This window comes from Geodermatophilus amargosae (assembly GCF_900116515.1).
Lineage (GTDB): Bacteria > Actinomycetota > Actinomycetes > Mycobacteriales > Geodermatophilaceae > Geodermatophilus > Geodermatophilus amargosae.
Genome location: NZ_FPBA01000004.1, coordinates 299,723 through 319,121, shown reverse-complemented (window position 1 = coordinate 319,121; position 19,399 = coordinate 299,723). Strand labels below are relative to the sequence as shown.

18 protein-coding genes are annotated in these 19,399 nt (G+C 77.1%); 15 read left to right on the top strand and 3 right to left on the bottom strand.

Annotated features, from left to right (window positions below):
* The first annotated feature begins 5 nt into the window (after positions 1–5).
* From BM414_RS08685 to BM414_RS08660, 6 genes are read left to right on the top strand one after another with little or no spacing between them, the layout of a single operon-like run.
* Positions 6–827, top strand: a complete 822-nt coding sequence (locus BM414_RS08685) for a hypothetical protein (RefSeq protein WP_093579076.1) — start codon at positions 6–8, stop codon at positions 825–827.
* Positions 824–2,467 carry a murein biosynthesis integral membrane protein MurJ gene (gene murJ / locus BM414_RS08680; protein WP_245784581.1) on the top strand — a complete coding sequence of 548 codons (1,644 nt, stop codon included), beginning with the start codon at positions 824–826 and terminating at the stop codon, positions 2,465–2,467. The genes BM414_RS08685 and murJ overlap by 4 nt, the downstream gene beginning before the upstream one ends.
* Positions 2,460–3,596 (top strand): glycosyltransferase family 4 protein, encoded by a 1,137-nt coding sequence (locus BM414_RS08675; protein WP_093579018.1) that lies wholly within the window; start codon positions 2,460–2,462, stop codon positions 3,594–3,596. Before murJ ends, BM414_RS08675 begins: the two co-directional genes overlap by 8 nt.
* On the top strand, positions 3,593–5,980 hold the full coding sequence (locus BM414_RS08670) for a hypothetical protein (protein WP_093579017.1): 2,388 nt from the start codon (positions 3,593–3,595) through the stop codon (positions 5,978–5,980). Before BM414_RS08675 ends, BM414_RS08670 begins: the two co-directional genes overlap by 4 nt.
* Positions 5,940–7,727, top strand: coding sequence for a CTP synthase (locus BM414_RS08665; RefSeq protein WP_425432351.1), 1,788 nt, complete (start codon positions 5,940–5,942; stop codon positions 7,725–7,727). Before BM414_RS08670 ends, BM414_RS08665 begins: the two co-directional genes overlap by 41 nt.
* A 1-nt stretch (position 7,728) precedes the next feature.
* Entirely contained in the window at positions 7,729–8,328 is a 600-nt protein-coding gene (locus tag BM414_RS08660; protein WP_217644617.1) for an NUDIX domain-containing protein, read from the top strand.
* A 45-nt stretch (positions 8,329–8,373) separates the two neighbouring features.
* Here BM414_RS08660 and BM414_RS08655 read toward each other — a convergent pair whose 3' ends face one another.
* Both BM414_RS08655 and BM414_RS08650 read right to left on the bottom strand, forming a co-directional pair.
* Positions 8,374–8,991, bottom strand: a complete 618-nt coding sequence (locus tag BM414_RS08655) for a hypothetical protein (protein ID WP_093579015.1) — start codon at positions 8,989–8,991, stop codon at positions 8,374–8,376.
* Positions 8,992–9,114: 123 nt separating this feature from the next.
* Positions 9,115–9,768: a hypothetical protein gene (locus tag BM414_RS08650; protein WP_093579014.1), complete on the bottom strand. Its 654-nt coding sequence runs from the start codon at positions 9,766–9,768 to the stop codon at positions 9,115–9,117.
* 131 nt (positions 9,769–9,899) lie between these two features.
* Between BM414_RS08650 and ald the strand changes: the two genes are divergently transcribed.
* The 8 genes from ald to BM414_RS08610 all read left to right on the top strand — a co-directional run bounded on the left by ald (position 9,900) and on the right by BM414_RS08610 (position 16,834).
* The gene (gene ald, locus BM414_RS08645) at positions 9,900–11,066 is read left to right on the top strand and encodes an alanine dehydrogenase (protein ID WP_245784579.1); all 1,167 of its coding nucleotides are present in this window, start codon (positions 9,900–9,902) and stop codon (positions 11,064–11,066) included.
* Between the two features lie 2 nt (positions 11,067–11,068).
* On the top strand, positions 11,069–12,079 hold the full coding sequence (locus BM414_RS08640) for a site-specific tyrosine recombinase XerD (RefSeq protein ID WP_281246720.1): 1,011 nt from the start codon (positions 11,069–11,071) through the stop codon (positions 12,077–12,079).
* A gap of 198 nt (positions 12,080–12,277) precedes the next feature.
* On the top strand, positions 12,278–13,183 hold the full coding sequence (locus BM414_RS08635; RefSeq protein ID WP_093579013.1) for a ParA family protein: 906 nt from the start codon (positions 12,278–12,280) through the stop codon (positions 13,181–13,183).
* Complete coding sequence (locus tag BM414_RS08630; RefSeq protein WP_093579012.1) at positions 13,180–13,686, top strand: hypothetical protein; 507 nt, start codon at positions 13,180–13,182, stop codon at positions 13,684–13,686. Before BM414_RS08635 ends, BM414_RS08630 begins: the two co-directional genes overlap by 4 nt.
* A 31-nt stretch (positions 13,687–13,717) precedes the next feature.
* Entirely contained in the window at positions 13,718–14,605 is an 888-nt protein-coding gene (locus BM414_RS08625; protein WP_245784578.1) for a segregation and condensation protein A, read from the top strand.
* Positions 14,602–15,453: an SMC-Scp complex subunit ScpB gene (scpB, locus tag BM414_RS08620; protein WP_093579010.1), complete on the top strand. Its 852-nt coding sequence runs from the start codon at positions 14,602–14,604 to the stop codon at positions 15,451–15,453. Before BM414_RS08625 ends, scpB begins: the two co-directional genes overlap by 4 nt.
* A gap of 41 nt (positions 15,454–15,494) precedes the next feature.
* Positions 15,495–15,899 carry a hypothetical protein gene (locus tag BM414_RS08615; RefSeq protein ID WP_139245751.1) on the top strand — a complete coding sequence of 135 codons (405 nt, stop codon included), beginning with the start codon at positions 15,495–15,497 and terminating at the stop codon, positions 15,897–15,899.
* A gap of 68 nt (positions 15,900–15,967) precedes the next feature.
* Positions 15,968–16,834 carry a pseudouridine synthase gene (locus tag BM414_RS08610; protein ID WP_093579008.1) on the top strand — a complete coding sequence of 289 codons (867 nt, stop codon included), beginning with the start codon at positions 15,968–15,970 and terminating at the stop codon, positions 16,832–16,834.
* 54 nt (positions 16,835–16,888) lie between these two features.
* Here BM414_RS08610 and BM414_RS08605 read toward each other — a convergent pair whose 3' ends face one another.
* Positions 16,889–18,103, bottom strand: a complete 1,215-nt coding sequence (locus tag BM414_RS08605; protein ID WP_245784577.1) for an ROK family protein — start codon at positions 18,101–18,103, stop codon at positions 16,889–16,891.
* Between the two features lie 90 nt (positions 18,104–18,193).
* Between BM414_RS08605 and xylA the strand changes: the two genes are divergently transcribed.
* A complete protein-coding gene (gene xylA, locus BM414_RS08600; RefSeq protein WP_093579007.1) occupies positions 18,194–19,378 on the top strand; it encodes a xylose isomerase in 1,185 nt (394 codons plus the stop codon).
* Positions 19,379–19,399 lie beyond the last annotated feature (21 nt).

Below are 19,399 nucleotides of genomic sequence, written 5' to 3'. Positions count from 1 at the left end.
ACCACGTGACCGCGCGGCCGCTGCTCGTCCTCGCCGGGGCCACCGCCGCCCGCGCCGGCCTCGCCGCCGCGTCGGCGCTGGACGCCCGCCCGGCCGGGGCGCCGTGGCGGCGCACCAACTACGCCGGCCGTCCGGTGACGCTCCTCGGCGGCCCGGCGCTGGCCGCGGCCGCCACCGCCGGCGCCGTCCTCGGCGCGCCGGCCGGCACGCGGGGTGCGGCGGCGGTGTCCGGGGTGGTGTCCGGGCTGGTGGGCGGCTACGACGACCTCGCCGGCGCCCGCCCCGAGCAGGCGCGGGACAAGGGCCTGGCCGGGCACCTCGCCGCGCTGCGGGCCGGGCGGGTGTCGGCCGGTGCGGTGAAGGTCGCCGGCATCGGCGCGGCCGCCGCGGTCGCCGCCCTGCTGACGCGCCGGGACCGCGGGGTCGCCGACGCCGTCCTCACCACCGGCCTGGTGGCCGGCACCGCGAACCTGGTCAACCTGCTCGACCTGCGCCCCGGCCGCGCGGCGAAGGCCGCGGCCATCGCCGCCGCGGCGACCCTGCGCGGTCCCGCCGGCGACCTGCTGGCCGGGCCGCTCGGCGCGGTGCTGGCGGTGCTGCCCGCCGACCTCGGCGAGCGGGTCATGCTCGGCGACGCCGGGGCCAACTCCGTCGGCGCGCTGCTCGGCCTGCGGCTGGCCGCCGTCCCCTCGCGCCCGGCGCGCGCGGGCCTGCTGGCCGCGGTGACCGCGCTCACCCTGGCCAGTGAACGGGTCAGCTTCACCCGGGTCATCGAGGCCACGCCGGGCCTGCGGGAGCTCGACCGGCTCGGCCGCCGCCCGGCGTGACCTCCGCGGGGCCGACCGTGTCGGGGCGGCGGGTGGCGCAGGGCGTCGCCGGCGCCGCCGCGCTCATCGCCGTCCTCACCGTGCTGGCCCGGCTGGCCGGCTTCGGGCGCACGCTGGTCTTCACCAACGCCGTCGGCGCCGACAGCACCGGCGACACCTACACCGCGGCCAACACCGTCCCGAACATCGTCTTCGAGGTGGTCGCCGGCGGTGCGCTGGCCTCCCTCGTCGTCCCGATGCTGGCGGGAGGCATCGCCGCCGGCGACCGCGAGCAGGTGCGCCGGACCGCCTCGGCGCTGCTGGGCTGGACGCTGCTGGTCCTCGTGCCGCTCGCCGCGCTCCTGGCCGTCCTCGCGCACCCGATCGCCGCGCTGCTGCTCGGCGGCGGCACCGCCGCCGAGGTCGACCTCGCCGCCCGCTTCCTGCTCGTGTTCGCCCCGCAGGTGGTGCTCTACGGCCTCGCCGTCGTCGGGACCGGCGTGCTGCAGGCGCACCGCCGCTTCGCCGGCCCGGCGATCGCGCCGCTGCTGTCCAGCCTCGTCGTCGCGGCGGCCTACGCCGCCTTCGCCCGGCTGGGCGGCTCCCGGCAGGTCGGGGACCTGACGACGCCGGCCGAGCTGGTCCTCGGCGTCGGGACGACGCTCGGGGTGGTCGCGCTCGCGCTGGCCGTCCTCGTGCCGGTGCGGCGGCTGCGGCTGGGGCTGCGGCCGTCGCTGCGGTTCCCCGTGGGCGCCGCGCCGCAGGTGCGCCGGCTCGCCGTCGCCGGCGTGCTCACCCTCGCCGGGCAGCAGCTGGTGGCCGCGGTCGCCATCCGGCTGGCCGGCGCCGGTCCCGACGGCACCCAGGTCGCCTACACCGCCGGGCTCACCCTGTTCCTCGTGCCGTGGGCCGCGGTCGCGGTGCCGCTGGCCACGTCGGCCTACCCGCTGATGGCCGAGCGCGCCGCCGCCGGGGACCTGCCCGGCTACCGCCGCGCGCTGGCCCCGGTGACCACGCTCGTGCTGGTGGCCAGCGCGGTCGCCGCGGCGGTGCTGGCCGCCGTCTCCGGGCCCATGGCGCGGGTCTTCCTCGTCGGCGGAGACGCCGACCGCGTGGCCGCGGTGCGCGACACCGTCGTCGCCTTCGCGCCCGGCCTGGTCGGCTACGGCCTGGTCGCGGTGCTCACCCGCGCCCTCTACGCCCGGGGGCTGTGGCGCGCGCCCACCGCCTGCGTGCTCGGCGGCTGGCTGCTGGCCGTGGCCGCCGACGTGGTCCTGGCCGCCGCCCTGCCCGACACCGACCGGGCGCTGGCGCTGGCCGCCGGGCACAGCGCCGGCGTGACCGCCGCGGGCCTGGGGCTGCTCGTCGTCACCGCGCGGACGGCGGGGCCCGGCGGGCTCGCCGGGGTGGCCCGCTGCGGGCTGCCCGCACTGCTCGCCGGCGGCGCGGGCGCCGCGACCGGCCTCGCGCTGGCGCGGGCGCTGGGCGCCGACCCGGTGCCCGGCAGCTCGCTGGCCGGCGCGGTCGGTGCCGGGCTGCTCGTGGCGGCGGCGGTGACCGTGGTGGCGGCGGCGGTCATGATGGGGACGGCGCGCCGGCCCCTGCTCTCGGCGGTGCGCGCGCTGCGGACGCCGGGGGGGACGGAGGTGCACGGTGGCTGACCCGCGACCGCTCGGCGGCCGCCGGGTCGCCGAGGTGCTGGCGACCAGCACCGGCGGCGTCGGCACCCACCTGCGCTCGGTGCTGCCCGCGCTGGCCGAGGCGGGTGCGGAGGTCACCGTCTGCGGTCCCGCGGCCACCGACGCGCTGTTCGGCTTCTCGGCCGCCGCCACCTTCCGCCCGGTGGAGATCTCCGCCGGCCTGGACCCGGTCGCCGACGCCCGAGCGGTCCTCGCCCTGCGGCGGGCCGCCGCCGGGGCCGACCTCGTGCACGCCCACGGCCTGCGGGCCGGGCTGGTCGCGGCCGCCGCCGTGCGCAGCGGCGGCCGCCGGCCCCTGGTGGTCACCCTGCACAACGCGCTGCCCGAGCGCAGCGGCCCGCTGCGCCTGGTGCTGGCCTCCGCCGAGCGGGCCACCGTCCGCGCCGCCGACGTCGTGCTGGCCGCCTCCGGCGACCTCGCCGCCAACGCCCGCCGCCTCGGCGCCCGCGACGTCCGGGTAGCCCCGGTGTCGGCGCCCGCGCTGCCGCCGGCGCGGCGGTCGCGCGAGGAGGTCCGCGCCGGCCTCGGGCTCGCCGACGGCCGGCCGCTGGTGCTCGCCGTCGGCCGGCTGCACCCGCAGAAGGGCTACGACGTCCTGCTCGACGCCGCCGCCACGTGGGCCGCGGACCGGTGGGCGGGGGACGGCCGGCCGCCGCTGGTCGCCGTCGCCGGGGACGGGCCGCTCGAGGCGGAGCTGACCGCACGGATCGGCGCCCAGCGGCTGCCGGTCACGCTGCTCGGCCGCCGCGACGACGTCGCCGACCTGCTCGCCGCCGCCGACCTCGTCGTGCTGCCCTCGCGCTGGGAGGCGCGCTCGCTCACCGCCCAGGAGGCGCTGCGGGCCGGCACGCCGCTGGTGGCCACCCGCGCCGGCGGGCTGCCCGAGCTGCTCGGCGACGCCGCGCTGCTGGTGCCCCCGGGCGACGCCGCCGCACTGGCCGCCGCGGTCCGGGACCTGCTCGGCGACCCCGCCCGCGCCGCCTCCCTCGCGCAGGCCGGCCGGGAGCAGGCCGCGGGCTGGCCCGACGAGGCCGCCACCGCCCGCACGCTGGCCGCCGTCTACCGCGAGCTGCTGGGGCCACCGCGGTGAGGCGCGCCGCCGTCCTGCTCCTCGCCCTCCTGTCGCTGCTGGTCGCCGGGGCGCCCGCGGCGGCAGGAGCGGCGGAGGACGGCTGGCGCGCCGACCGGGTGCTCGTCGTCGGCGTCCCCGGCCTGGTCTGGGACGACGTCGACCCCGACCGCACCCCGGCGCTGTGGGAGCTGGCCGACACCTCCCCGGTCGGCACGGTGTCGGTGCGGGCGGCCCGCTCCACCACCTGCCTGCTCGACGGGTGGGCCACCCTCGGCGCGGGCAACCGGGCCCGCTTCCCGGCGCCGGACGAGCTGCTGCCCATGGTGCCGCTGCCCACCGTGCCGTTGCCCGGGGAGACGCCGGGCGCCGAGGGGGAGCCGGGGGCGGTCCCCCCGGAGGGGCCGACGCCGGCCGGGCCACCGGCCAGCCCGGAGCTGTCGCACTGCGGCCTGCAGGAGCGCCTGGCGCAGGTCGGGCTCGCCGACCCCCTCAGCGCGGTGCGCGCCGTGGCCGAGGACGGCGCCACCGCCCGGTTCGGTGCCGAGCCCGGCGCGCTGGGGGCCGCCGTGGGCTGCGCGACGGTGGTCGGCCGCGCAGCGGCGCTGGCGGTGGCCGCGCCCGGCGTGGGGCTCACCCGCGAGGACGGGCTCCCGGCCGACGGCGCCGCGCTCGCCGCGCTGCTCGAGCCCTGCCCGCTCACCCTCGTCTCCCTCGACGGCCTGGTCGACGCCGGCGTCCCGGCGCCCGAGGGCAGCGAGACCGGCACCGACCCGGGGAGCCGGGAGGCGGCGCTGACCGCCATCGACGCGCAGGTCGCGCAGCTGCGCGCCGCCGTCGCCGCGCTCCCGGGGGAGACGCTGCTGCTGGTGCAGGGGATCTCGGAGGTCAACGACGGGCGCCCGCAGCTGCACGTCGGCATCGCGTCCGGCCCCGGGTTCACCGACGCCGGCTGGCTGTCGTCGGCCAGCACGGGCCGGGCGCCGTTCACCCAGCTCATCGACGTCGCCCCGACCGTGCTGCGCGCCCTCGGGCTGGAGCAGCCGGCCTCGGTCAACGGCCAGCCGCTCACCGTCTCCGAGGGCCGCCCGGGCACCGCCGGGGCGGTCGCGGAGCTGGACCGGGCGAACACCGCCGCGGTCACCCACCACCGCAGCACCGGCACGTTCTTCCTGGGCCTGGTCGTGGTGCAGGCCGCCGTCGTCGTCCTGGGGATCCTCGTGCTCGGCCTGACCGGCGGCGCGCGGGTGCGGCCCTCGCGGGCGCGCTGGCGGCCGGTGCTGCGGCTCGCGGCGCTGGCGGCCGCGGCGCTGCCGGTGGCCACCTACCTCGCCGGCCTGGTGCCCTGGGAGCGCGCCGGGTCGCCGCGGTGGGCGCTGGCCGGGTCGCTGCTCCTGGCCGTCGCGGTGGTGGTGGCGGTCGCCGTCCTGGGGCCGTGGTCACGATGGGCGGGGCGGCGTCGTCGCCTCGGGCCGCCCCTGGCCGTCCTCGCCGTCACCGTGGCCACCCTGGTCGGCGACGTGCTCACCGGCTCCCCGCTCGAGCTCGACGGACTGCTCGGCTACGACGCCATCGTCGCGGGGCGGTTCACCGGCTACGGCAACCTCAGCTCCGGCCTGCTCTCGTCGGCCGCGCTGGTGGGCACCGCCGTGGTCGCCACCCTGGCCGGCCGGCGGGCGGCGCGCGGCCGGGACGACGGCGGGCGGCGGGCGCGGCGGGTCACCGGCGCCGTCGTGCTGGGCGCCGGGCTGGTCACCGTGGCCGTCGTCGGCGCGCCGGGCCTGGGCCGGGACTTCGGCGGCGTCCTCGCCGTGCTGCCCGGCTTCCTGCTGCTGGCGATGCTGCTCACCGGCGTGCGCGTGACGGTCGTGCGGCTGGCCGCGGTGCTGGCCGCCGGGGTGGTCGCCGTCGGGGCGCTGGCGTTCCTCGACTGGCTGCGGCCGGCCGCCGAGCGCAGCCACCTGGGCCGGTTCGTCGAGCAGCTGCTCACCGGCGAGGCGTGGACGGTGGTCAGCCGCAAGGCCTCGGCCAACCTCGGCATCCTGTTCGGCTCCGCGCTGGCCTGGATGCTCCCCGTCGCGCTGGTCGCCGCCGTCTGGCTCGTGCGGCGGCACCGTCCGCGCGGGCCCGGCCTGCTGCGCGGCGGCGGCTCGGGACTGCGCCCGGCCGACGCCGCGGTGCTGCGCGCCGGCCTGGTCGCCGCGGCCCTGAGCCTGGCCCTGGGCGCCGCGGTCAACGACTCCGGTGTGGCGCTCCCGGCGACCGCCGCGGCGCTGCTGGTGCCCCTGCTGGTGGACCTGGCCACCACCGCCCGGCGGGGGCGCGCGGAGCCTCCCGGCGGCGCCCAGGGGGAGGGGGACGACCGTGTTACGGTGGGTTCCCGTGGGTCGACCTGGAACTCCTGACCAGTCCGCATCGCGTCGCCTCCTCCACAACTCCCAGCCGACGAAGTTCGTCTTCGTCACCGGCGGGGTCGTGTCTTCTCTCGGCAAGGGCCTGACGGCCAGCTCGCTCGGCGCGCTGCTGTCCTCCCGTGGGCTGCGGGTCACCATGCAGAAGCTGGACCCGTACCTGAACGTCGACCCGGGGACGATGAACCCGTTCCAGCACGGCGAGGTGTTCGTGACCGAGGACGGCGCGGAGACCGACCTCGACGTCGGGCACTACGAGCGCTTCCTCGACACCGACCTGGGCGCCCGGTCGAACGTCACCACCGGGCAGGTCTACTCCGACGTGATCGCCAAGGAGCGGCGCGGGGAGTACCTGGGTGACACCGTCCAGGTCATCCCGCACATCACCAACGAGATCAAGGCGCGGATCATGGCCGCGGCCGAGTCGCCGGCCGGGTCGCCGGCCGACGGCGAGGACGGCCTGGACGACGGTGTGGACGTCGTCATCACCGAGATCGGCGGCACCGTCGGCGACATCGAGTCGCTGCCCTTCCTCGAGGCCGCCCGGCAGGTGCGCCACGAGATCGGCCGCGACAACTGCTTCTTCCTGCACATCTCGCTGGTGCCCTACATCGCGCCGTCGGGGGAGCTGAAGACCAAGCCGACGCAGCACTCGGTGGCCGCGCTGCGCAACATCGGCATCCAGCCCGACGCGCTGGTCTGCCGCGCCGACCGCGACATCGCCACGAGCCTCAAGCGCAAGATCAGCCTGATGTGCGACGTCGACGCCGAGGGCGTCATCGCCTGCCCCGACGCGCCGTCGATCTACGACATCCCCAAGGTGCTGCACCGCGAGGGCCTCGACGCCTACGTCGTCCGCCGGCTGGGCCTGCCCTTCCGCGACGTCGACTGGACCGTGTGGGGCGACCTGCTCGAGCGGGTGCACCGGCCCAAGCAGACGGTGACGATCGCGCTGGTCGGCAAGTACGTCGACCTGCCCGACGCCTACCTCTCGGTCACCGAGGCGCTGCGCGCCGGTGGCTTCGCCCACCGCAGCCGCGTGCAGATCCGCTGGGTGCCCTCCGACGACTGCCAGACCCCCGAGGGGGCGGCCGCCGCGCTCGGCGACGTCGACGGCGTGTGCATCCCCGGCGGGTTCGGCGTGCGCGGCATCGAGGGCAAGCTCGGCGCCATCCGCTACAGCCGCACCAACGGCATCCCGACCCTCGGGCTGTGCCTGGGCCTGCAGTGCATGGTCATCGAGTACGCCCGCGACGTCGCCGGGATCGAGCAGGCCAACTCCGCCGAGTTCGACCCCGACACCCCCGACCCGGTGATCGCCACCATGGCCAGCCAGGTCGACGTCCTCGCCGGCGAGCGCGGCCTCGGCGGCACCATGCGGCTGGGCAGCTACCCGGCGCACCTCCAGAAGGGCTCGCAGGCCGCCGCGGCGTACGGCTCGACCGAGGTCACCGAGCGGCACCGGCACCGCTACGAGGTGGCCAACGCCTACCGCGACCGGCTCGGCGAGGCCGGCCTGGTGTTCAGCGGCACCTCGCCCGACGGCCTGCTGGTCGAGTTCGCCGAGCTGCCGCGCGAGGTGCACCCGTTCTTCGTCGGCACCCAGGCCCACCCGGAGCTCAAGAGCCGGCCCACCCGCCCGCACCCGCTGTTCGCCGCCTTCGTCTGCGCCGCCATCGACCGCGCCGAGTCCGCGCGCCTGCCGGTGCCGATGGACGACGCGGAGAAGGTGGGGATCTGAGGTGACCGAGCCGGCCGCCGAGGGCGACTACCGGGTTCTCGGCACCGAGACGGTCTACGACGGCCGGGTCATCACGCTGGTCAAGGACACCGTGGCGATGCCCGGCGGCGGCGACAGCGTGCGCGAGGTGGTCCGCCACCCGGGCGCCGTCGCGGTCGTGGCGCTGACCGACGACGGCGAGGTCGTGCTGCTGCGGCAGTACCGGCACCCGGTCGGCGGCTACCTGTGGGAGCTGCCCGCCGGCCTGCGCGACTCCGACGGCGAGCCGCCGCTGGAGACCGCGAAGCGGGAGCTGGCCGAGGAGGTCCGCATGGCCGCCGAGCGGTGGTCGCTGCTCACCACCACGTTCAGCACGCCGGGCTTCTGCGACGAGCTGGTGCTGGTCTACCTCGCCGAGGGGCTGTCCGACGTCGACCGGCCCGAGGGCTTCACCGTGGAGCACGAGGAGCTCGACATGACCGTCGAGCTGGTGCCGCTGGCCGAGGCGGTGCAGCGGGTGTTCGACGGGGGGATCCGCAACTCCGCCGCCGTCATCGGCCTGCTCGCCGCCGCGCAGCACCGCGCCGCCGGGACCACCCTGCGCCCCGTCGACGCCACGTAGGCACCGCGTCCCACGGCGAGATCGCCGATCCCGGCGGGGACCGCGTCACCCGATGACGACGGCGGGGGACCAGCCGACCTGCTCGTACACGGTCACCTGGCTGTCGGCGTCGAGGACGAGCTCCTCCAGCCAGAACACGTAGGCCACGCCGCTGGTGAGCCCGCCGATGCTCGCGGTCACCTCGCCGCAGTCGTCGCGCCGGCCGACGGTCACCTGCGGCGGCGCCGGCTGCTCGCCGGACACCAGCTGCTGGCTGACCGCGGTCACCCGGTAGCCCTGGACGACCTCGCGGCCGTCGGCCTGCCAGCGCACCGTCGCCGACCCCGCGCCGGGCACGACACCGGGCGGGACCTGGCGGAGGCTGCCGTACCCGCCGCACTGCCCGGGCGGCGGCGTGGTCTCCAGCGGCACGCCGTACGGGACCATCGGCGTCGGGAGGTCGACCTCCAGTCGCCGCGGGACGGGCAGCGCGAGCACCGGGGTGTCGACGATCCGGTCCGGGACGGCGGTGACCGGCTGCGGGGCGTCGACTCCCCGGGCCGGTTCCGGGCCGTCGGCGGTGCCGGCGTTGCGGAACGGCGCCCAGGAGGCGGTCACCTGCGCGGCGAGGTCGGTGGCCGGCGCCGACAGCGCCACCAGCCCGACCGCCGCCACGGCGGCCACGCGCGTGGTGACCCCGCCGGCCGACGGACGCGGGCGACCCCGCCGCCGCGGCCGCGTGCGTCCCGTCCGTCCCACGCCCACCTCCCGGATCAGTCGGGGGCATCGGCACCGGCGGGGGCGGACTCAACCCGAGCGCGGCGGCGCGCACGCCCCTGACGCCGCGGCGTCGGGCGCGGGCAGCCGCATCCCCAGCCGGCCGGCCTCCAGCGCGGCCAGCGCCCGCACAGCCGCCGGGTCGCCGGCCCGCCACGCCGCGCCGGTCCCCGGCGGCAGCGCGGCGAGGCGGGGGAGCGGGGCGGTGGCGACGGCGCGCGCGGCCAGCAGGTCCAGGTCGGGCTCGGCGCGCCCGGCCAGCCGGGACACCGCGCTCGCCTCGCGCACCCACCCCACCCGCCAGGGCAGCCAGCGCACGAGCAGCCAGCCCACGGGCAGCACCACGAGGACGACGGCGAGGACCGTGGCCAGCGTGCCGACGGCGTCCTGCGCGGCCTGCCCCGCCCCGCTCACCGACCCCGCGGCGTCGCTCAGCGCACCGAACGGCGCGGACAGCTCGTCGCCGACCACCGGCACGTCCTCCGCGGCCGACGCCGCCGAGCCCATGCTGTCGGCCACCGACGAGCCCAGGTCCTCCACCGCCTGCCCCGGCTCGGCCAGCACGAGCACCGCGTCGTGCACGACCCGCGCGACGACGACCCACAGCACCGCCCACGCCAGCAGGCCGACGTCGGCGAGCACCTGACCCAGACGGCGGTCGGGTCGGGTGGCGTACAGGCGCATCAGCGGGTCCTCCCGGAGAGCTCGGCGACCCCGCCATCGTCGGCGCTGCGCGCGGCGGCGGCAGCCCGGGCGCCGTGGCACCTGTCCTAGGGTCGCCGGGTGAGCTCCCTCACCCGGGAGCCGCAGGACAGGTGCGGGCCGACGACCTCGGCCCGGCCGGGACGGGAGTCGCCATGCACGTCGGGGTGCCGCGCGAGGTCAAGAACAGGGAGTACCGGGTGGCGTTGACCCCGGCCGGGGTCACGGAGCTGACCCGGGCGGGGCACACGGTGCTCGTCGAGCGGGGCGCGGGGGAGGGCAGCTCGATCCCCGACACCGACTTCACCGCCGCGGGCGCCCGGATCGTCGGCAGCGCCGACGACGTCTGGGCCGACGCCGACCTGCTGCTCAAGGTCAAGGAGCCGGTCGAGGAGGAGTACGGCCGGCTGCGCGCCGGGCAGACGCTGTTCACCTACCTGCACCTGGCCGCCTCGCGGGCCTGCACCGAGGCGCTGGTCTCCTCCGGCACCACCGCGATCGCCTACGAGACCGTGCAGACGGCGAACGGCGCCCTGCCGCTGCTCGCGCCGATGAGCGAGGTCGCCGGGCGGATGGCGCCGCAGGTCGGGGCGCACAGCCTCGAGCGCGCGCACGGCGGCCGCGGCGTGCTCCTCGGCGGGGTGTCGGGCGTCTACGCGGCCAAGGTCGTCGTCATCGGGGCCGGGGTGTCGGGCATGAACGCCGCCACCATCGCCCTCGGCATGCAGGCCGAGGTCGTCGTCCTCGACCGCGACGTCGACAAGCTGCGCGCCGCCGACAGGGTCTACCGCGGGCACCTGCAGACGGTGGCCTCCAACGCCTACGAGGTCGAGCGGGCCGTCCTCGACGCCGACCTGGTCATCGGCGCGGTGCTCGTGCCCGGCGCCAAGGCGCCCACGCTGGTGAGCAACGAACTGGTGTCGCGGATGAAGCCGGGCTCGGTGCTCGTCGACATCGCCGTCGACCAGGGCGGCTGCTTCGAGGACAGCCGGCCCACGACACACGACGAGCCGACCTTCCGCGTGCACGGGTCGGTGTTCTACTGCGTGGCGAACATGCCCGGTGCGGTCCCGAACACCTCCACGCACGCGCTGACCAACGTGACGCTGCCCTACGTCATGGCGCTGGCCGAGCGGGGGACGCGGGCCGCGGTCGCCGCCGACCCGGCGCTGGCGCACGGCGTCAACGTCGTCGCCGGGCAGGTGGTGCTGCCGGAGGTGGCCGAGGCGCACGGCATGGGCGCCGTCGGCCTGGAGAAGGTGGAGGGAGACCTGCCCTGACCGTGACCCTGACCGGGACCGTGCCCGGGACGCTCCCGGGCACCTCCGCCCCCGGTCCCGACGTCGAGCGGGTGGTGGGCGGCTACCTCGACCACCTCGCCGTCGAGCGGGGCCTGGCCGCCAACACCATCACCTCCTACCGGCGCGACCTGCGCCGCTACACGCGGTTCCTCGCCGACGCCGGGGTCCGCGGGCTGGGCGAGGTCGCCGAGAGCGACGTCACCGGCTTCCTCGCCGCGCTCCGGCAGGGCGACGACGAGCACCCGCCGCTGTCGGCGACGTCGGCGGCGCGCGCCGTGGTCGCCGTCCGCGGGCTGCACCGCTTCGCGCTGCTCGACGGCCTGGTCCCCGGCGACGTGGCCGCCGAGGTCCGCCCGCCTGCGCCGGCCCGGCGGCTGCCCAAGGCGATCCCGGTGGAGGCCGTCGTCGCGCTGATCGAGGCCGCGGGCTCGCTCGAGGGCCCGCGCGGGCTGCGCGACCGGGCGCTGCTCGAGGTCCTCTACGGCACCGGCGCGCGGATCTCCGAGGCCGTCGGCCTCGCCGTCGACGACCTCGACCGCGGGCAGGCCGTGGTGCGGCTGGCTGGCAAGGGCGGCAAGGAGCGGATCGTCCCGGTGGGCAGCTACGCCCTGCGCGCCGTCGAGGACTACCTGGTGCGCGCCCGCCCGGCACTGGCCATGGCGGGGACGAGGGCGGGGAGGGGCGGCGTCCGCGGCGGGCGGCTGTTCCTCAACGCCCGCGGCGGCCCGCTGTCGCGGCAGAGTGCCTGGACGATCCTGCAGACGGCGGGCGAGCGCGCGGGCGGGGCCGCCGGGCTGTCGGTCGACCACGTCTCCCCGCACACGCTGCGGCACTCCTTCGCCACCCACCTGCTCGACGGCGGCGCGGACGTCCGCGTGGTGCAGGAACTGCTCGGCCACGCGTCGGTGACGACCACGCAGGTCTACACGCTGGTGACGGTGGACAAGCTGCGCGAGGTGTACGCCAGCAGCCACCCACGGGCACTGTCCTGACGACCGGACGGCCATTCGTCTGGCATCTCTTGCCCACGGTTACCGGCGACGAGCGACATCCCGACGGCAACATCCGCCAGCAACGGCGTGTCCCGTGGATCGCCGCCAGGGATCTCCCTACCGTTCCGGAGGACCCGAGCGGACCGGGCCGGCCGACCGCGGCCGGCACCGCCGGGGAGCACGGAGGAGTGGCGACTCATGGCGAACCGAGGGGACGTGGCCGGTCAGGCTCTCGCACTCCCGGCCGACGGCGGGGAGATGGGGGCGGCCGCCTCACGGCTGGACCCGGCCCGCGCGCGGCAGCGCAAGCTGCCGGAGCCGCCGCCGCTCACGGAGCACGGCCCGGCGCGCGTCATCGCGATGTGCAACCAGAAGGGCGGCGTCGGCAAGACGACGTCGACGATCAACCTGGGCGCCGCCCTGGTCGAGTACGGCCGCCGCGTGCTGCTGGTCGACCTCGACCCGCAGGGCGCGCTGTCGGTCGGCCTGGGCGTGCCCGCCCAGCAGCTCGACCGCACCGTCTACAACGCCCTCATGGAGCGGCGGACGACGCTGGCCGACGTCCGTGTCGCCACCGACGTCCCGGGCCTGGACCTGGTGCCGAGCAACATCGACCTGTCGGCGGCCGAGGTGCAGCTGGTCAGCGAGGTCGCCCGCGAGCAGACCCTGCTGCGCGCGCTGGACTCCGTGCGCGACGAGTACGACTACGTCCTCATCGACTGCCAGCCCTCGCTGGGTCTGCTCACGGTCAACGCCCTGACCGCGGCGCACGGCGTGGTCATCCCGCTGGAGTGCGAGTTCTTCTCGCTGCGCGGCGTGGCGCTGCTGGTCGACACGATCGACAAGGTCAAGGAGCGGCTCAACCCCGAGCTGGAGATCTCCGGGATCCTCGCGACGATGTACGACACCCGGACCGTGCACTGCCGGGAGGTGTTCAGCCGGGTGGTCGAGGCGTTCGGCGATACCGTGTTCCGGACGGTCATCCAGCGCACCGTGCGCTTCCCGGAGACCACCGTCGCCGGCCAGCCCATCACCACCTGGGCGCCAACCTCCTCGGGTGCGGCCGCCTACCGCGACCTGGCCAAGGAGGTGATCGCCCTGTGACCCGGCGTCCCGTGCTCCCGGGTGCCGCCGAGCTGTTCCGGCGCACCGACAACCCGCAGGCGGAGGTGACCGAGCTGCCGAGCCTGGCCTCGGCGGTGAGCTCCCCGGCGCTGCGCGGCCGCCGTGCCGCCGAGCCCGCCCCGGCGGACGACGCGCCCGCACCGCTCACGCTCGTGCCGGGCGGCGCCCCGGCCGACCCGCTGGCCGCCTACCGCGGGCCGGCCCCGGCCCCCGCTGCGGTCCCCGCCGCGCCCGGTGCCCGCACCCGCGGCAAGGCCGCCCGCGCGGCCGGCGACAACCGCACCCGGCACGACGAGAAGATCACCGTCTACATCTCCGCCGACGACCTGCTGGCGCTGGAGAGCGCCCGGCTGTCGCTGCGGGCCCAGCACGGCGTGGCCGCCGACCGCGGCCGCATCGTCCGCGAGGCGATCTCGGTGCTGCTGGCCGACCTGGCCGAGCAGGGCGAGGACTCGGTCCTCGTCCGGCGTCTCCGGGGCTGAACGTCAGAGGCACCGCCTACCCTTGCGTTCCGTGAGTGGAAGTACGCAGGCGGTGGCGGAGCGCGGGGCTGAGCCCGCGCGCTTCACCGTCCGGCTCACCAACTTCGAGGGTCCGTTCGACCTGCTGCTGCAGCTGATCAGCCGGCACCAGCTCGACGTCACCGAGATCGCCCTGTCGGTGGTCACCGACGAGTTCATCGCCCACCTGCGGGCGCTCGGCGACGAGCTCGACCTCGACCAGGCCAGCGAGTTCCTCGTCGTCGCCTCCACGCTGCTCGACCTCAAGGCCGCCCGGCTGCTGCCCGCCGCCGACATCGAGGACGAGGACGACCTCGAGCTGCTCGAGGCCCGTGACCTGCTCTTCGCCCGGCTCCTGCAGTACCGCGCCTACAAGCAGGCCGCGGCCTTCCTGCGCGAGCGCGAGACGGTCGCTGCCGGGCGCCACGCCCGCGAGGCGCCGCTGGAGCCGCGCTTCGCCGAGCTGCTGCCCGAGGTGCTCCTCGGCATCACGCCCGAGCGGTTCGCCGCGCTGGCCGCGCAGGCGCTCACGCCGAAGGAGCCGCCGACCGTCGGCGTCGCGCACCTGCACGCACCGCCGGTGAGCGTCGCCGAGCAGCTGCTCGCCGTCCGCACCGCCCTGGTCGGCGCCGGGACGCTCACCTTCCGGTCCCTGACCGGCGACTGCACGACGACGATGGAGGTCGTCGCGCGCTTCCTCGCGCTGCTCGAGCTCTACCGCCAGCAGCGGGTCACCTTCACCCAGCCCACCCCGCTGGGGGAGCTGCACGTCCGCTGGACCGGCCCCGCCACCGCGGAGCCCGCCGACGAGCCGGACGACGAGCCCGACGACGGTGTCCCCGACGACGGTGTCCCCGACGACGGTGTCTCCGACGACGTGGCCACGGCGGACCTGCCGTGACGGAGCCGGAGGAGCCCCGTCCCGCCGGGCGGAGCCCCATCTCGTGGGAGGCGCTGGCCGCCGAGCTGGAGGCGACCCGCGAGGAGGAGGCCGGCCGCCCGGACGCCGCCGACCCGGCGGTGTGGGACGCCGTCGCCGCCGAGCTGGCCGCCCGGGTGGCCGAGCGCCCGGTGGCGGCCGCCGCCGACGTCCCCCCGGTCCCCGCCGAGTCCGGGCCGCTGCCGCTGCCGATCCCCGGCCTCGAGCTGCCCGAGCCGGAGCCCGAGCCCGAGCCGGAGGCCGACCTCGACCCGGTGGAGCTGCGCGGCGGGCTGGAGGCGCTGCTGTTCGTCGCCGACGGGCCGGTCGACGAGGCCCCGCTGGCCGCCGCGCTGCGCTGCCCGGTGGCCCGGGTGCGGACCGCGCTGGCCGACCTCGCCGCCGAGCACGACGCCCGCCGGTCGGGCATCACGCTGCGCCGGGTGGGGGAGGGCTGGCGGTTCTACACCCGCGAGGAGTTCGCCCCGGTCGTCGAGCGGCACCTGGCCGAGGGCCAGCGCACCCGGCTCACCCAGGCGGCCCTGGAGACCCTCGCCGTCATCGCCTACCGGCAGCCGGTGACCCGCGCGCGGGTGTCGGCGATCCGCGGGGTCGGCGTCGACGGCGTCATGCGCACGCTGCTGACCCGCGGGCTGGTCGTCGAGGTCGGCACCGACCCCGACAGCGGCGGCGGCCTCTACGGGACGACGCCGCTGTTCCTGGAGCGGCTCGGGCTCACGGACCTCGACGAGCTGCCGCCGCTGGCACCGCTGCTGCCGGACCCGGTCGCGCTCGCCCGCGAGGAGGCCGCCGACCGCCCGGACGGGTGAGCGCCGGTGTCCGGGACCGCGGCGCCGTTACGTTGCCCGGCATGACCCCGCGCGCCCTCGCCACCCCGCTCGTCGTCGCCGCGCTGCTGCTGGCCGGCTGCTCGTCGGAGGACGACCAGCGCGAGGAGGCCTTCTGCGAGGAGGTGCCCGACCTGCTGTCGGACATCACCGACGACGTCAACGCCGTCTACTCCGACCCGCAGTCGGCGCCGCAGGTGCTCGACGAGGCGGTCGGCCGGCTCGAGGCCGTGGACCCGCCGGAGGGGGTGGCGGACCAGTGGGGCGACCTGGTGACGTCCTGGCGGGCGCTGGCCGACCTGATCGACCAGGCCGACCTGACCGACCCCGCGGCCAACGCCGACCTCGCGCCGCAGCTGCAGGAGCTGCAGGGCGACCTGGTCTCCTCGGGCGAGGCCGTGGACGAGTACGGCAAGGCCAACTGCTGACCGCCCTCCCGCGCCGGCCGGTCCCCGCCGTGGGATGGGAGGGCCGCGGGGGTGGGAGACTGGAGGGGATGGACACCGCACCGCATCCCGACGAGCTCCCCGCCACCGACGAGCCGGGCGGCCGCCCCGGCGGGGAGGGCTGGTCGGAGGACATGGAGCTCGCGCCGGTCCACCCCGGCGACCGCGAGCCGGCTCCCGCGTCCGCCGACCGCCAGGGGGAGCGGCTGCAGAAGGTGCTCGCCCGCGCCGGTGTCGGCTCCCGCCGCGTCTGCGAGGAGATGATCGACCGCGGCCGGATCAGCGTGAACGGCGCGGTCGTGACCGTGCAGGGCATGCGCGTCGACCCCGCCACCGACAAGATCGCCGTCGACGGCAGCCGGCTCGAGCTGCGCGACGACCGGGTCACCTACGCGCTGAACAAGCCGTCGGGCGTCATCACCGCGATGAGCGACGACCGCGCCCGCCCGACCGTCGGTGACATGGTCGGCGACCTCGCGCCCGGGCTGGTGCACGTCGGCCGGCTCGACCAGGACACCGAGGGCCTGCTGCTCGTCACCAACGACGGTGAGCTGGCGCACCGCCTCGCCCACCCGTCCTACGGGGTGAAGAAGACCTACCTCGCGCAGGTGTCCGGCTCGGTCTCGCGCGACCTGCACCGCCGGCTGCGCGCCGGGGTCGAGCTCGACGACGGCCCGGTGAAGGTGGACTCCTTCCGCCTCGTCGACACCCACGCCGGCCAGTCGGTGGTGGAGGTCGTCCTGCACGAGGGACGCAAGCGCGTCGTCCGGCGGCTGCTGGCCGAGGTGGGGCTGCCGGTGTCGCGGCTGACCCGCACCGCGGTCGGCCCGGTCTCGCTGCAGCGGATGCGCAGCGGCGCGATCCGGCGGCTCACCCGCCAGGAGGTCGGTGCCCTGGAGGAGCTCGTCGGCCTCTGAGCCACCCGCGTCCCTCCCGGGCGGCTCGACGGCCGGCTCCGGCGAGTAGCCGCCTCAGTGCGCTCCCAGCCACCGGGCGGGGTCGTCGACGACGTCGGCGAGCGCGCGCAGCGCCGCCCCCGTCGCACCGGCCGCCGGCGCGCCGGGCGCGGCCTCGACCCGGGGCCGGCGCCAGCGGGCCGACAGCACGCGCCGGCCCAGGTGCTCCTCCAGCGCCGGGCGCAGCAGGCCGGCGAGCTCCCCGAGGTGGCCGCCGAGGACCACGACCGGCACGTCGAGCACGTTGAGCACGCCGGCCAGCGCCACGCCCAGCGCCCGCGCCGCGCCGGCCACCGCGGCCCGTGCGGCCGGGTCGCCGCCGGCCGCGCGCCGGGCGAGCTCGGCGGGGGCGGTGCCTCGGGGCAGGCCGGCGGCGGCGAGCAGGGCGTCGCGCCCGGCGTACTGCTCCAGGCAGCCGGTGGAACCGCAGCGGCAGGGCGGCCCGTCGGGGTCGACGCACACGTGGCCCATCTCGCCGGCCCACCCCGAGCTGCCGCACATGACCCGGCCGTCCAGCACCGTGGCGCCGCCGATCCCGATCTGGCCCGACAGGTAGACGAAGTCGCGGTGCGGGCCGGGGCGGCCGGGCGCGGTCTCGGCCACGGTGCGCGCGGCGAGGTCCGCCTCGTTGCCGGGCACCGGGTCCAGCCCGCCGGGCAGCCGGGGCGTGAGCAGGTCGGCCGGGCAGACGTCGGACCAGCCGAGGTTCGGCGCGCGCAGCAGCACGCCGGTGCCGCCGTCGACGATGCCCGGCAGGGCCAGGCCGGCCCCGGCCACCCGGGTGCCCTCCGGCAGCCCGCCCAGGAGGTCCGCGGCCAGGGTGCCCAGCCGGGCCAGGGTGGCCGCGGGGTCGCTGCCGCGCAGGTCGCCGGGCTCTACCCGTTCGCCCACCACCCGTCCGCGCAGGTCGAGCACCCGGCCGGCGAGCAGTCCGGCGTCGGCCTGCAGGCCCAGGGCGACGACCCGGGAGCCGGGCGCCAGCGGGGTGGCCGGCCGGCCGCGGCGGCCCGAGGGGGTCGCCTCGACCTCGTCCAGCAGGCCTCCGGCGACGAGGTCGTCGGCCAGCCGGGCGGCCGTGGCGCGGGTCATCCCGGTGGCGGCCGCGACGTCGGCCCGCGACGGGAGGACGTCGGCGGTACACACCGTCCGCAGCACCAGCGCGAGGTTGGCCGGGCGCGGGGTAGAGGACCGTGCGCGCCCCACCTCCAGGCTGGACACCGGCACGGTCACGGGTTGAGGTTAGCTGTGACGTGCATTATGTTTTAGTCCGAAACAAAATCCGCGCCGATCGTCCCCCACACCGTTCCCAGGAGGAACCCGATGACCCAGCCCACCCGCGAGGACCGCTTCTCCTTCGGCCTGTGGACCGTCGGCTGGAACGCCCGCGACCCGTTCGGCGAGGCGACCCGCCCGCCGATCGACCCGGTCGAGAGCGTGCACCGGCTGGCCGAGCTCGGCGCCTACGGCGTCACCTTCCACGACGACGACCTCATCCCGTTCGGCACCGAGAGCGGCGAGCGCGACAAGATCATCGAGCGCTTCAAGGGTGCCCTCGAGGAGACCGGCCTCGTGGTGCCGATGGCCACCACCAACCTGTTCACCCACCCGGTGTTCAAGGAGGGTGCGCTCACCGCCAACGACCGCGGCGTCCGCCGGTTCGCCATGCGCAAGGTCATGCGCAACATGGACCTCGCCGCCGAGCTCGGCGCGAAGACCTACGTGCTGTGGGGCGGCCGCGAGGGCGCGGAGGTCGACGGCGCGAAGGACCTCACCGCGGCGCTCGACCGCTTCCGCGAGAGCATCGACACCCTCGCCCAGTACTCCGAGGACCGCGGCTACGGCCTGCGCTTCGCCCTCGAGCCCAAGCCCAACGAGCCCCGCGGCGACATCTTCCTGCCCACCATCGGGCACGCGATCGCCTTCATCAGCACCCTCGAGCACGCCGACCTGGTGGGCGTGAACCCCGAGGTCGGGCACGAGCAGATGGCCGGGCTCAACTACACGCACGGCATCGCCCAGGCGCTGTGGCAGGGCAAGCTCTTCCACATCGACCTCAACGGCCAGCACGGCATCAAGTACGACCAGGACCTGGTCTTCGGCCACGGCGACGTGCTGAGCGCCTTCGCCACCGTCGACCTGCTCGAGCACGGCGGCCCGAACGGCGGCCCGGCCTACGACGGCCCGCGCCACTTCGACTACAAGCCGCTGCGCACCGAGGACATCACGGGCGTCTGGGAGTCGGCCGCGGCCAACATGCGCACCTACCTGCTGCTCAAGGAGCGGGCCGCCGCGTTCCGCGCCGACCCGGAGGTGCAGGAGGCCCTCGCCGACGCCGCCGTCCCGGAGCTGGCCCAGCCGACCCTCGGCGACGGCTCGTACGAGGAGCTGCTGGCCGACCGCTCGGCGTTCGAGGACTTCGACGCCGACGCCGCCGGCGCCCGCCGCGGCGGCCAGGTCCGGCTCTCGCAGCTGGCCGTCGAGCACCTGCTCGGCGCCCGCGGCTGACCGCTGCTGCGACGATCCGAC

Coding starts and splice junctions, on each gene's coding strand:
- BM414_RS08650 (WP_093579014.1), bottom strand. CDS start 9,768: ATGCGCCTGTACGCCACCCGACCCGACCGCCGTCTGGGTCAGGTGCTC.
- BM414_RS08635 (WP_093579013.1), top strand. CDS start 12,278: ATGGCGAACCGAGGGGACGTGGCCGGTCAGGCTCTCGCACTCCCGGCC.
- BM414_RS08615 (WP_139245751.1), top strand. CDS start 15,495: ATGACCCCGCGCGCCCTCGCCACCCCGCTCGTCGTCGCCGCGCTGCTG.
- BM414_RS08610 (WP_093579008.1), top strand. CDS start 15,968: ATGGACACCGCACCGCATCCCGACGAGCTCCCCGCCACCGACGAGCCG.
- xylA (WP_093579007.1), top strand. CDS start 18,194: ATGACCCAGCCCACCCGCGAGGACCGCTTCTCCTTCGGCCTGTGGACC.